This is a genomic window from Dactylosporangium sp. NPDC051484, from assembly GCF_040689395.1.
GTDB lineage: Bacteria > Actinomycetota > Actinomycetes > Mycobacteriales > Micromonosporaceae > Dactylosporangium.
This window is the reverse complement of the sequence record NZ_JBFAZX010000008.1, coordinates 56,491-69,737: the sequence shown is the minus strand read 5'-3', so window position 1 is coordinate 69,737 and position 13,247 is coordinate 56,491. Positions and strand designations below refer to the sequence as shown.

10 protein-coding genes are annotated in these 13,247 nt (G+C 70.7%); 3 read left to right on the top strand and 7 right to left on the bottom strand.

Annotation, left to right across the window (positions count from 1 at the left end):
• Window positions 1–93: 93 nt before the first annotated feature.
• The 3 genes from AB0367_RS16685 to AB0367_RS16675 all read right to left on the bottom strand — a co-directional run bounded on the left by AB0367_RS16685 (window position 94) and on the right by AB0367_RS16675 (window position 4,459).
• Window positions 94–1,515, bottom strand: coding sequence for a PhoH family protein (locus AB0367_RS16685; RefSeq protein ID WP_366227190.1), 1,422 nt, complete (start codon window positions 1,513–1,515; stop codon window positions 94–96).
• A gap of 217 nt (window positions 1,516–1,732) precedes the next feature.
• Complete coding sequence (locus tag AB0367_RS16680; protein WP_366227189.1) at window positions 1,733–2,503, bottom strand: isoprenyl transferase; 771 nt, start codon at window positions 2,501–2,503, stop codon at window positions 1,733–1,735.
• Window positions 2,504–2,632: 129 nt separating this feature from the next.
• Window positions 2,633–4,459, bottom strand: coding sequence for a phosphoenolpyruvate carboxykinase (GTP) (locus tag AB0367_RS16675; RefSeq protein WP_366227188.1), 1,827 nt, complete (start codon window positions 4,457–4,459; stop codon window positions 2,633–2,635).
• Window positions 4,460–4,715: 256 nt separating this feature from the next.
• Here AB0367_RS16675 and AB0367_RS16670 point away from each other — a divergent pair, with 256 nt between their 5' ends.
• Together AB0367_RS16670 and AB0367_RS16665 are read left to right on the top strand one after the other, a co-directional pair.
• The gene (locus AB0367_RS16670; protein ID WP_366227187.1) at window positions 4,716–5,201 is read left to right on the top strand and encodes a GtrA family protein; all 486 of its coding nucleotides are present in this window, start codon (window positions 4,716–4,718) and stop codon (window positions 5,199–5,201) included.
• 62 nt (window positions 5,202–5,263) lie between these two features.
• Entirely contained in the window at window positions 5,264–5,938 is a 675-nt protein-coding gene (locus AB0367_RS16665) for a GtrA family protein (protein ID WP_366227186.1), read from the top strand.
• Here the strand turns inward: AB0367_RS16665 and AB0367_RS16660 are convergent.
• On the bottom strand, window positions 5,925–6,464 hold the full coding sequence (locus AB0367_RS16660) for a PH domain-containing protein (RefSeq protein ID WP_366227185.1): 540 nt from the start codon (window positions 6,462–6,464) through the stop codon (window positions 5,925–5,927). The two genes, AB0367_RS16665 and AB0367_RS16660, sit on opposite strands and share 14 nt — an antisense overlap.
• Window positions 6,465–6,576: 112 nt before the next feature.
• Window positions 6,577–7,428 (bottom strand): biotin--[acetyl-CoA-carboxylase] ligase, encoded by an 852-nt coding sequence (locus tag AB0367_RS16655; RefSeq protein ID WP_366227339.1) that lies wholly within the window; start codon window positions 7,426–7,428, stop codon window positions 6,577–6,579.
• Between the two features lie 49 nt (window positions 7,429–7,477).
• On the opposite strand from AB0367_RS16655, the gene AB0367_RS16650 reads away from it, so the two are divergent.
• Window positions 7,478–9,058: an acyl-CoA carboxylase subunit beta gene (locus AB0367_RS16650; RefSeq protein ID WP_366227338.1), complete on the top strand. Its 1,581-nt coding sequence runs from the start codon at window positions 7,478–7,480 to the stop codon at window positions 9,056–9,058.
• Window positions 9,059–9,087: 29 nt separating this feature from the next.
• Here AB0367_RS16650 and AB0367_RS16645 read toward each other — a convergent pair whose 3' ends face one another.
• Both AB0367_RS16645 and AB0367_RS16640 read right to left on the bottom strand, forming a co-directional pair.
• The gene (locus AB0367_RS16645) at window positions 9,088–11,013 is read right to left on the bottom strand and encodes a serine/threonine-protein kinase (RefSeq protein WP_366227184.1); all 1,926 of its coding nucleotides are present in this window, start codon (window positions 11,011–11,013) and stop codon (window positions 9,088–9,090) included.
• Between the two features lie 62 nt (window positions 11,014–11,075).
• A complete protein-coding gene (locus AB0367_RS16640) occupies window positions 11,076–13,247 on the bottom strand; it encodes a hypothetical protein (RefSeq protein WP_366227183.1) in 2,172 nt (723 codons plus the stop codon).

Below are 13,247 nucleotides of genomic sequence, written 5' to 3'. Positions count from 1 at the left end.
CGTAGTCCATTCGCACGTGAAAAGCCAAACGATGCCTTATGTGATCTTAATCACGCCATAATTCGGGTGCATTCCCCTCAAGTCCGGCCACCGCTAGCGCTCGAACGGCAGGTCTTCCAACAGATCCGTGACAACCTCCGCGATCGGAGATCGCTCCGAACGGGTGAGGGTGACATGCGCGAAGAGCGGATGGCCCTTCAGCGCCTCGATCACCGCGGCGATACCGTCATGCCGACCGACCCGGAGGTTGTCACGCTGCGCAACATCGTGGGTGAGCACCACCCGCGAGTTGCTGCCGATGCGGGACAGCACGGTGAGCAGCACGCCCCGCTCGAGCGACTGCGCCTCGTCGACGATCACGAAGGCGTCGTGCAGGCTGCGGCCGCGGATGTGGGTCAACGGCAGCACCTCGAGCATGCCCCGGGCCGCGACCTCCTCCATCACGTTGTCGTGCACGAGCGCGCCGAGCGTGTCGAACACGGCCTGCGCCCACGGCGACATCTTCTCGGCCTCGCTACCGGGCAGATATCCCAGCTCCTGGCCGCCGACCGCGTACAGCGGCCGGAAGACGATGACCTTCTTGTGCTTGCGCCGCTCCATGACCGCCTCAAGGCCGGCGCAGAGCGCGAGCGCCGACTTGCCGGTGCCGGCCCGCCCGCCGAGCGACACGATGCCGACCGAGTCGTCCAGCAGCAGGTCGAGCGCGACGCGCTGCTCCGCCGAGCGTCCCCGGACACCGAAGGCCTCGCGGTCGCCGCGCACCAGCCGCACCGACTTGTCGGCGCCGACGCGCCCCAGCGCCGAGCCGTTGGGCGAGGTGAGCACCAGGCCGGTGTGCACAGGCAGGTCCCCGGCACCGTCGAGGTCGATGGCCTCCCCCGCGTACAACTGCTTGACCTCCTCCGCGCTGACACCCAGCTCGACCATGCCGGTCCAGCTGTGATCGGCGGCCGGCCCGGGCTGGTACTCGTCGGCCGCCAGGCCCACCGAGCCCGCCTTCACCCGCAGCGGCATGTCCTTCGTGACCAGCAGGACGTCCTTGCCCTCGGCCTGCAGCGCGAGCGCGACGGCCAGGATGCGCGCGTCGTCGGTGTCGGCCCGGAACCCGGCCGGCAGCACGTGCTGGTCGGCGTGGTTGAGCTCGACGCGCAGGGTGCCCCCGGCGTCGGTCAGCGGCAGCGGCTCGTCCAGCCGGCCGTGCTTGGCCCGCAGCTCGTCGAGGAAGCGCAGCGAGCGACGCGCGAAGTAGCCCAGCTCGGGGTGGTGCCGCTTGCCCTCCAACTCGGAGATGACGACCAGGGGCAGCACCACGTCGTGCTCGTCGAAGCGCAGGAAGGCGCCCGGGTCGGACAGCAGCACGGAGGTGTCGAGCACGAAGGTGCGCCGGGTGGGAACGGGGGCCTCCTCGGCCTTCTTGCGGGTGCGGCGAACGGCCTTGACGGGCTGCCGATCCGGCGCCAGTGCCGGAGCAGAGGAGGAGGCGGAGGATGCTGAGGGACTACGGCGAACGGTCACGGGATCTCCGGGGGCGGGCACCTCGCCGCCCGCACTCGCGTCCTCCGACGCCCGCACGGGGTCGGGTGCTTGGCCCCGTGGCTTCACATGCGTTCGCTCGGTCCGGGCCTCGGATGGCGGGGAAAACCCCCGCCACAGCAATGACGCTATCGGGTGCCGGCAAAATCCACTAGAGGCCTGTATCGAAGCGCGGGTCGGGCACGAGGAGGGGGCGGTGTCAGGCGCCGTAGCGGCGCTGACGGTTCGCGTATGAGCGCAGCGCACGCAGGAAGTCGGTGCGGCGGAAGCTCGGCCAGTGCACGTCGCAGAAGTAGAACTCCGAGTGGGCGCTCTGCCAGAGCAGGAAGCCCGACAGGCGCTGCTCGCCCGAGGTGCGGATGACCAGGTCCGGGTCGGGCAGGCCGCGCGTATACAGGTGCTTGGAGATGTGGTCGACGTCCAGGATCTCGGCGAGCTCCTCGATCGTCGTGCCGGCCTTGGCGTGCTCGTGCAGCAGCGAGCGGACCGCGTCGGCGATCTCGCGGCGGCCGCCGTATCCCACGGCGAGGCTGACCTGGGCGCCGCCGGTGCGCTCGACCGTCTTCTCCTGGGCCGCCTTGAGGGCCTGGGCGCTGGAGCTCGGCAGCAGGTCGAGCGCGCCGACGATGCGCAGCTCCCACGGGTTGCGCTCGTCGGCCAGGTCGGCGGCGAGGTTCTCGATGATGTGCAGCAGCGGGTCGAGCTCCTGCGCCGGGCGGGAGAGGTTGTCGGTGGAGAGCAGCCAGAGCGTGACGTGCTTGACCCCGGCGCCGTCGCACCAGCGCAGCAGCTCCTTGATCCGCTCAGCGCCGACGCGATGGCCGTCGTTGGGATCGACATACCCCATCTCGCGCGCCCAGCGGCGGTTGCCGTCGACGATCACCCCGACGTGGTGCGGCTTCGGCTTGCCGAGCAGTCTCCGAGCGAGACGCTTCTCGTACAGCGTATAAACCACGTGACGCAGACCCACGGCAGAGAAGACTAGCGACCTACTGGGCGAAACAACACCGCTAGCCGTGGACCAGACAGTACCGAATCTGCAAACGCGGCGGCGGCCGGTCACCCGAGGGACCGGCCGCTCACCTGCGGTTATGGGAAGTTACGCGGTGCCGAGGCGAGCACGCAGCGCATCGAGCTCGGCCCAGAGAACACCGGGCAACTTCTCGCCGAACTTCTCGAACCACGCCGTGATCTCGGGCACCTCCTCGCGCCACTCGGCGGGGTCGACCCGCAGTACCTCGGCCAGGTCTTCCGCGGAGATGTCGAGGCCGGACACGTCGAGCGAGCCGGGCGCCGGCACCGCCCCGATCGGGGTCTCCACGGCCTCGGCGGTGCCCTCGATCCGCTCGACGATCCACTTGAGCACCCGGGAGTTCTCGCCGAACCCGGGCCAGAGGAACCGGCCATCCTCGCCGCGACGGAACCAGTTCACGTAGAAGATCCGCGGGAGCCCGGAGGCGTCGCCGCCGGCGCCCTTGCCCATCTCGATCCAGTGCGCGAAGTAGTCGCCCGCGTTGTATCCGATGAACGGCAGCATGGCCATCGGATCCCGGCGCACGACGCCGACCTGGCCGACCGCCGCGGCGGTGGTCTCGCTGGACAGCGTCGCGCCCAGGTAGACGCCGTGCACCCAGTCGCGCGCCTCGGTGACCAGCGGGATCGTCGTCTTGCGGCGCCCGCCGAAGAGGATCGCGTCGATCGGCACGCCCCGCGGGTCGTCATACTCCGGCGCCAGGATCGGGCACTGCTCGATCGGGGTGCAGAAGCGCGAGTTCGGGTGCGACGACAGCTCGCCGGACTCCGGCGTCCAGTCGGCTCCGTGCCAGTCGGTCAGGTGCGCGGGCGGCTCGCCCATGCCCTCCCACCAGATGTCGCCGTCATCGGTGAGCGCCACGTTGGTGAAGATCGAGTTGCCCCGGGCGAGCGTGCGCATCGCGTTGGGGTTGGTCTTCCAGTCGGTGCCCGGCGCCACGCCGAACAGGCCGAACTCGGGGTTGACCGCGTAGAGCCGGCCGTCCTCGCCGAAGCGCATCCAGGCGATGTCGTCGCCGAGTGTCTCGACCTTCCAGCCCGGCACCGTGGGCTCCAGCATCGCCAGGTTGGTCTTGCCGCACGCGCTCGGGAACGCCGCGGCCACATACCTGACCACGCCCGCCGGCGAGGTGAGCTTCAGGATGAGCATGTGCTCGGCGAGCCAGCCCTCGTCGCGCCCGATGACGCTCGCGATGCGCAGCGAGTAGCACTTCTTGCCCAGCAGCGAGTTGCCGCCGTAACCGGATCCGTAACTCCAGATCTCGCGGGTCTCGGGGAAATGGGAGATGTACTTCGTGTCGCTGCACGGCCAGGCCACGTCTTCGTCACCCGGCGAGAGCGGCGCCCCGACGGAGTGCAGGCACGGCACGAACGGCGCGTCGGTGCCCATGCGCTCAAGCACCGCGGTGCCCATCCGGGCCATGATCCGCATCGACGCGACCACATACGGCGAGTCGGTGAGCTCGACGCCGAACATCGGCTGCTCGGCGGTCAGCGGGCCCATACAGAACGGGATGACGTACATCGTGCGGCCGCGCATACAGCCGTCGTACAGCGCGGTCATGCGCCGCTTCATCTCCTCCGGCGCCATCCAGTTGTTGGTCGGCCCCGCGTCGGCCTCGTCGACCGAGCAGATGTACGTGCGCTCCTCGACCCGGGCCACGTCCGACGGGTCGGTGCGGGCCCAGAACGAGTTCGGGCGCGCGGCCAGGCGGACCAGAGCCCCGCTGTCCACCAGTTCGTCGGTCATGCGGCGCCACTCCTGCTCGGAGCCGTCGCACCAGACCACCCGCTCGGGTCTGGTGAGTTCGGCGACCTCACGGACCCAGGCGAGCAGCCGGGGATGGGCGGTCGGTGCCTGATCTAGGCCTGGCACGGTAACCGGGGCAGACATGCGAAGACTCCTCGTGGTCGGCGTTGACCTAGCGACGGAAGGTGCGCCACAGCGCGGCGCGCGATGGACAAGCGCGTCGTGAGAACCAACCGATTTGTCTCAGCCTAAGTCGGCCGAGCCGGGCCCGGCACCGCGAAAGCTTGTGAAAAGCTGCACAAATACAGGATAACTTCGTGGCCGTTCGCAGAAACTCGCGCGAACTTTTCGTCCAGCGCGCACCAATGCGCAAACCATCCGGTGGCTTACCCTGTCGAAGGTGACGGACCTGAAGTCGGCGCCGCAGCCGTCGCTGCTCGCGCGCCTGTACGAACGCTTCGAGGGCCTGGTCCGCGAGGCCGGCAAGTTCGGCACGATCGGTGCCGTCTCGTTCGTCGTGGACACCGTCGGGTTCAACCTGCTGATCGGCCACATCAACTCGCTCGCCGCCGGCGCGATCTCGATGACGGTCGCGGCGACGGTGGCATTCATCGGCAACCGTTTCTGGACATGGCGTGACCGGGCGCGCACGGATCTGCGCCGCGAATACGCTCTGTATTTCCTCTTCAACCTCGGCGGATTGTTCATCGCGCTCACGTGCCTTTGGGTGAGCCACTACGGGCTCGGGCTCACCTCGCGCCTGGCCGACAACGTGTCGAAGAACGGAATCGGGCTGGTCCTGGGCACCGCGTTCCGGTTCTGGTCCTACCGGCAGATCGTCTTCCGCAAGCCGGCGGCGGCGCCCGTGGGTGAGAACGCCGGGTGACCTCGCTTGCACTCACCCGGCAAGAGGGAGCGGCGTTTGGTCGCTTACCGTAGGGTTGTCCAGTGCGCTTCGCCAGCAGTCTTCGCGACCGTTACATCCCTGAGCGGCATCGCTCTCTCGCGACCGAACTGTTCAAGTTCGGGGCCGTCGGTGGAGTCAACACGATCATCGACTTCGCTCTGGTCAACGCCCTGCTGTTCATCGGCCCGCTGAAGGCCAAGGTCATCGCCGCGGTCGTCGCGACGACCGTCTCCTACGTGCTGAACCGGCAGTGGACCTACCAGGACCGGGGCCGCAGCGGCGTGCGCCGCGAATATGTGCTGTTCTTCGCGCTCAACGCGGTCGGCCTGTTCATCCAGGAGGCCATCCTGGCCGTGGCCAAGTATGGGCTGCACTTCAGCGAGTCCAACCCGGGCGACCGGCTGGCCTTCAACATCGCCAACGCGGCCGGCATCGGGCTTGCCATGATCTTCCGCTTCTGGGCCTATCGCACCTTCGTCTTCACCGCGGCCACCCCGGCGCGCACCACCGAGGAGCGCGAGATCGAGGCCCTCGAGGTGGCCTTCTCCGACACCGCCACGATCGCCCCGGACGAGCGGCAGATCGAGCGGCTCGAGGCGGCGTTCTCCGACACGGCGGCCGTGCCGCCCACGCCCCGCCAGCCGGCCGAGAAGCCGGAGACCCCCGCCGCGAAACGCCTGAGGCGGGGGTCCGCGACAAAGGTCAGTCGGTCTTGATCTCCCTGACGAGCGCCTCGCGGTCGTCGTCGCCGAAGGTGTGCTTCTGCCGGTCCTCGTCGACCAGCTCGTACAACGTGCTCTGCGTCTTCTCGACGTGCGGCAGGTCGATCAGCTGCACCTGACCCCGCTCACCGGCCGACTCGATCGTCAGCGTGCCGCAGCCGAGCATGCGCTCGAAGAGTGAGTGCGAGAACGACACGTCGTTGATCCGCCCCAGCGGGATGTCCCGGCCGGTGCGCGAGAAGACGCCGCTGCGCATGATCACTCGCTCGTTGGTGAAGACATAGTGCGTGGTCCGCCACTTGATCCACGGCCACATGGTGACGACCAGCAGGACCGCGAGCGCCACACCGGCCAGGATCAGCAGCACGATCCCGTGCCAGTCGGTGAAGATCGCCGCCGCCGCGATCGCGACCACCGCCAGGACGGCCCAGACCACCGGCAGGAACAGCGCCTTCCAGTGGGGGTGCAGGTGCAGCACCACCTGCTCGTCCTTGGTCAGGACGCTTTCCGGGAACCCCACGCCAACCCCTCCTCATTCATGAATGTCGGAGGTGAGGCTAGACCCTGGCCGCCACCCGGCGGCATTGACTACCCGGCCGTATCTATTGGGACGTTGTCCATCGAAATGGTGTCTATTGGGGCGGGTCCAATCTGGCGTGCACGACGTCCCCGGCGGCGACCGCGTGCACGGCGCCGAGCCGGTCGGTGACCTGGAGCCGGCCGTCGCCGTCGACGCCCGCGGCCAGGCCCTCCAGTTCCTCGCCGCCAGGCAGCTCGACATGCACGCGGCGACCGATCGTGCCGCAGTGCAAGACATACGCCTCGCGCAGCCCCGACGCGTCCGGGTCGCCATCGTGCTCGGTGAAGCGCGCGTACCAGTCCGCGGTCGCGCGCAGCAGCGCCCGCAGCAGCGGATCCCGGTCGGTGCTGGCCGCCCCGCCGAGCGCGAGCGAGGTGGCGTCCGGGCGCGGCAGTTCGTCCTCGCGCAGCGTCGTGTTGAGCCCGATGCCGATGACCACCGCGCCGTCGTCGGCCACCTCGGCGAGGATGCCGGCGGTCTTGCGGTCGCCGCGCAGCAGCAGGTCGTTGGGCCACTTCAGGTAGGCATCGATGCCGGCCACCCGGCGTACGGCCTCGGCCAGTGCGACCCCGGCTAGCAGCGGCAGCCACCCAAGCCGGGCCGGCGGCACCCGCGGGCGCAGCAGCAGGCTCAGCGACAGGCCGGCGCGGGCCGGGGACTGCCACTGCCGGCCCAGGCGGCCGCGGCCGGCGCTCTGCCGCTCAGCGACGATCACGAGGCCCTCGGGCGCGCCGTCGTGGGCCGCCGTCGACACATCGGCGTTGGTCGAGGCGGTCTCGTCGACGATGCGCAGATCCGTCCAGAATCCGCCGGGGACGACCAGCGCGCGGCGCAGCGCGGCCTGGTGCAGCGGTGGGCGGTTCAGATCCGAATAGGCGGCGTCCGAGTGGGCTCCGGTGGAAATGTTCACAGGTCGACCCTATGTCGGCGCGATTACGATGCCGAGCGTGACCATTGAGCAGTCTGGTGTCGGCGCTGACATCCACACGACGGCCGGAAAACTCGCGGATCTCGTGCGCCGCACCGAGGAGGCGGTCCACGCCGGCTCGGCCCGCGCCGTGGAGAAGCAGCACGCGCGCGGCAAGAAGACCGCCCGCGAGCGCATCGACCTGCTGCTCGACCCAGGCTCGTTCGTCGAGCTCGACGAGCTGGCCCGGCACCGGTCCAAGAACTTCGGCCTGGAGGAGACCCGGCCTTACGGCGACGGCGTCGTCACCGGCTACGGCACCGTCGACGGCCGCCAGGTGTGCGTGTTCGCGCAGGACTTCACCGTCTTCGGTGGCAGCCTCGGCGAGGTCTTCGGCGAGAAGATCGTCAAGGTCATGGACCTCGCGATGAAGATCGGCTGCCCCGTCATCGGCATCAACGACTCCGGCGGCGCGCGCATCCAGGAGGGCGTCGTCTCCCTGGGCCTGTATGGCGAGATCTTCTTCCGCAACGTCCGTGCCTCGGGCGTCATCCCGCAGATCTCGCTCATCATGGGCCCGTGCGCGGGCGGCGCGGTGTACTCCCCCGCCGTCACCGACTTCACCGTCATGGTCGACAAGACCTCGCACATGTTCATCACCGGCCCGGACGTGATCAAGACCGTCACCGGCGAGGACATCGAGTTCGAGGAGCTCGGCGGGGCGCGCACGCACAACACCAAGTCGGGCAACGCGCACTACCTCGCCGCCGACGAGGACGACGCGATCGACTACGTGCGCGCGTTGCTGTCCTACCTGCCGTCCAACAACATGGACGACGCGCCCGTCGTGCCCGCCCCGGCGCCGCTGGAGGTCACCGAGGACGACCTGGCGCTCGACTCCGTCATCCCGGACTCGGCGAACCAGCCGTACGACATCAAAACGGTCATCGAGGGAATCGTCGAGGACTTCCTCGAGGTCCAGCCGCTGTTCGCGCAGAACATCGTCGTGGGCTTCGGCCGCGTCGAGGGCCATCCGGTCGGGGTCGTGGCCAACCAGCCGATGCACTTCGCCGGCTGCCTGGACATCGCCGCCTCGGAGAAGGCGGCCCGGTTCGTGCGCACCTGCGACGCGTTCAACATCCCGATCCTGACGTTCGTCGACGTGCCCGGCTTCCTGCCGGGCGCCAGCCAGGAGTGGGACGGCATCATCCGCCGCGGCGCAAAGTTGATCTACGCCTATGCCGAGGCGACGGTACCGAAGGTCACGGTCATCACCCGCAAGGCCTACGGCGGCGCGTACGACGTCATGGGCTCCAAGCACCTCGGCGCCGACCTCAACTTCGCCTGGCCGACGGCGCAGATCGCGGTGATGGGCGCCCAGGGCGCGGTCAACATCCTGTACCGCCAGGAGCTGCGCGAGGCCGAGGACCCGGCCGCCCAGCGCGCGGAGTTGATCCAGGAGTACGAGGACACGCTGGCCAACCCGTACGTGGCGGCCGAGCGCGGCTACATCGACAGCGTCATCCCCCCGTCGACCACGCGGGTCGAGATCGTCCGGGCCCTACGCCTGCTGCGCACCAAGCGCGAGACCCTGCCTCCGAAGAAGCACGGCAACATCCCGCTGTAGCTCTTCCTCCACGGAAACACCTGCCCCCCTCACGCCGGGCGGGGCTGGAACGAGGCCTTGATGATGTCGTAGATCTGCTGAACCGGCGGGGAGCCCCAGATCTCCGCCGGGCACTCCCAGTAGATCGCCTGGCCCAGGTTCGAACGGATGCGGCAGCCCAGGTTGGACACGCGCATGTGGCCCCGGGAGCTGTCGTAGGACCATTGCCAGTCGGCGCAGGTGCCGCGGTAGCCGTCGACGTCGACGATCTTGATGCGCTGATAGTTCGCGTACATGCGGCCGTTCAGCCGGTCTCGCTCCTGCTTTTCCCAGTCCTGCTTCGGGTCGCCCAGCGGCGGGCGCTCCGACGTGTCGAAACCCACGCGCATCCGCGGATCGGTGTTGTTCACGAAGTAGATCATCGAGTCCGATGTCGGGTGCGGGATGCGAATCCAGCCTGTCGGCAGGCCGACCCGCCAGCCGAACTTCGGGTCGGTCACCCACTCGTAGCCCTCCGGCAGCTGGATGGCCGAGCCGCCGATGGAGCCCTCGACCACCGGGGACGGGGTCGTGCTCGCCGACGGGGCGGCGGGGGCCGCCTGAGCCACGGCGCCCGAGGTCCCGGGCGGTCGGGCGTCCTGTTCGGTGCCGTCGCCGGAGTCGGAGAAGTACAGCGTGGCGGCGACCACGAGCGCCAGGACCGCCACGCCGGCGGCGACCCAGCGCCAGCGCTGGTGCGGCGGAACGGTCCGGTCGAGGTCGTCGTCGGCCGAGTGCAGCGCGACGGCGGGCGGCGGGTCGTCCGAGGCCGGCGGCACCGCGGCGCTGTCTTTCGCCCGCCCTGGATACGTGATGCCTGGAACCGTGCTGCCCGGATACGTGATGCCCGGCGTGGTGATCGGCTCGGGCGACACGTCGGACGCGGCGGCCGGCGCGGCGGAGACCGGCGTAATCGCCTCGACCGCGGCGGCCTCCCGCTCCCGCGCCGGGGAAGCCGCATCCGCCCCGCCGGCCGAGGCACCGCCGGAGTCGGCGGGGCCGCGAGAATACCCCCACAGCGCCCCGCCGGACGGGTTGCGTGACGCGCCCGGCTGGCCCTCGCGGGCGCGGCGCGTGCGGGGCAGCGCCGGCATGCCCCACGGCCAGCCGCGGCCCTCGCCGGCGGCGGCGCGCTGCAGCAGCCGTTCGGTCTCGGCGACGTCCGCGCGGGCCCGCGGATCCTTGCGCAGCAACGCGCCGAGCACGGGCTTGAGCACGCCGGCGCGGGTGGGCGGATCGGGCTCCTCGGTAGCCAGGGCGGTCAGCGTGGCGTACGTCGTCGAGCGCGCATACGGCGACCGGCCCTCGACCGCGGCGTACAGCGTGGCGCCCAGCGCCCACATGTCGGACTCCGGGCCGGAGGTGCCCTCGCGGGCCCGCTCCGGCGAAATGTACTGCGGCGAACCGAGAATCAGCCCGGGCCGCGTGACGGCGCCGTCGCCGCCCTCGAACACGGCCAGCCCGAAGTCGGTCAGCACGACCCGCCCGGTGTCGGCGAGCAGGACGTTGCCGGGCTTGACGTCGCGGTGCAGCACCCCGGCCCCGTGCGCGGCCTTGAGCGCGGCCAGCACGGCGAGGCCGATCTGCACGACCCGATCCGGCGGCAGCGGCCCGTCCTCGGCGATCACCTGGTGCAACGAGCGCGACGGGACATACTCCATCACGATCCACGGCGCCTGCTCGGTGTGCACGACGTCGTAGATGCGCACGACGTTGGCGTCGTTGAGCCGGGCCGCCGCCCGCGCCTCGCGCAGGGTGCGCATCCGCAGCTCGTCGCGCTCGTCCGGGGTCAGGCTCTCCGGCGGGATGACCTCCTTGATGGCCACGTCGCGGCGCAGCACCTCGTCGCGGGCCAGCCACACCCTGCCCATGCCACCGGCGCCGAGCGACTCGATCAGTCGGTAGCGCTCGGCGATCAGGGCCTTGGGCCGCGTCATCACCAAGAAAGTTACCCAACCCGCGCACCCCGGAAAAACCCGGTCGTGCTGAAGATCGGGGGTCAGTCCGCACGCGACCGAAGGACCATGATCAATAGGATGACCAGGCTGATTCCGACCAGACCGGCCCCGATCAGGGCGACCGGGAGGAGCCGGAACGTATCGAGGACCTTCTGCTGCGTCAGGGCGGCCTCGGCGGTGTCGAACGTGACCGTGACGATGACCGTGTATTCCTCGGCGTCGGCCGCGTCGTCGGCCCCGATCTGGACCAGGCCGGGGATCGCGAGCCGGGCGCTGCCGGGGTTGGGGTCCACGGTCGCGGCGATCGAGACTCCGGCACCCTCGGTTGCCGGCGCCTGGGGCCGCGGGATCGTGCACCTCGTCGGGCTCAGGAAGCCCAGCGGGACGGGCAGCGAGGCCTCACTGTTGTCGGCCTCGCCGAGCACCACCCGGCCGACAGAGCCGTCCTCGCAGTCGACGTCGAGCACCACGGCGCCGGCCCGGCCGTCGACGTTGCCGGCGAAGCGAAGCGTCACCTGCAGTCGCCGGGCGGGCACGAAGGTGTAGGTCGCCGTGCACTTGGCGGCGGCGTTCGCCACGCTCAGGGGCACGACATCGGCACCCAGATTCGGAATGTCCGGTGACTCCCCCGGGTCGCACGCGAACGAGCTCAGCCGCCAGCCGCCGTCCATGGTGGAGACGGGCGGAACCGGGGTGACCAGGTATTCGCCGAACGGCAGCGACCGGGGCACGTCACCTTGTGCCAGCGCGGCGACGCCGAGCGCGGTCGTGGTCGCGACGCCGGACCAGCCGGCCACGCCCTGAGCGCGCGGCGTGACGGCGAAGGAGGCGGCGCCGGTGCCGCCGACGGTGACCCCGCGCAGCTCGAGCGAGCCGGCCTTGCGGCTGACCCGCAGGGCGCAGTCGGCGGGCGCGGCGGTGGTCACGTTCACGGTCACGGCCATCCCGTCGGGCTTGAGCTCCTGGTCGCCGCAGCCCACGCCGGCCAGGCTCCACAGCGCGCTCTCGCCGGCCGGCGCGGTGAGCGCCACCGCGTAGGCGCCGGGCGGCAGCGCGCCGAGATCGGCGCCGGTCGCCACCGCCGCCGAGCCGTCGCCCGGCGGCGCGGCGCTCAGTTGCCGCGAGGCGCCGCCGGACGGGTCGGCGACGGAGAGGCCGAAGGCGCCGCCGGGGCTGTCGGAGTACAGCCGGAGGGTCAGCCCGGGCGGCGAGGGCGGCGGCGTGTAGATGAACGTGCACGTGACGATCTCGCCGGGGGCCGGCGTGACGGTGGCCTGGCCGGTCGGCACGTCGGCGGCGACGAGGCTGTGCCCGGCGCCGCTCTTGGCGCAGCCGAGATCGGCGAGGGTCCAACCGGGCGGCGTGCGGGAGACGATCGTGTCCGGCTGGCCGCCGGAACTGCGCACGAACGTCGCGTCGGTGGCGTTGTCGATCGTGACCCGCCTGTCGGGGGCGTAGCTGGGGCTCGCGTCGAAGGTGAACCGCTGCGGGTAGCCAGGCGATCTCGTGGTGCGCGCCCGCACGACCAGGGTGCCCGTGGCGGGGGCGGCCTTGACGTAGTACGCGAAGCAGAACACGTGCCGCGCGCCGCTGGGAAAGCCGATCCACTGCACGTTGCCGCCGGAGTGCCCGTCCAGCGCGCAGCGCAGGGCGCCGAAGCCGTATCCGGCCTCGCCGGGTCGCGCCCCGGTGAGCAGCGGGTCGCCGGGGCTGCCGCCCTGCACCCACAGCTGGCGGCGGGCGGCGGCCTTGGCCTGCTCGTCGGTGAGCACGACGGTGACGGCACCGTCGATGGTCCTGCCGGTCTTCTGGCCGGTGCGGTCGAGCAGCTGCGCGCCGGCGGCGGTCGGCCCGGAGCCGACCGCGGGCGCGGTGACGGTCGACAGGGCGCCCTTCTTCTGGTGCCCGCCGCCGAGGGAGAACTGCCAGCCGTTCAGCGGCGCGCACCCACCGGCGTTGGCCGCCTCGACGACCGGGTCGACCTCGTCGCCGTCCTTGTACACGCTGTCGCGCCCGGTCGGCGCCGCGCTCTCGACGTGGTCGTCGCGGACGCGGTTGCCCATGATGCTCTCGTAGTCGTCACAGGCCCGGGCCGCGAAGGTGACCTCGTAACGCAGCGAGGCGGAGACGGAGGCGGAGGCGGGCTGCTCGCCCTCCCGCGCCGACGCCGGGTCGGCGGTGGCGAGGACGGCTGCGGCGAGGGTTGCCGACAT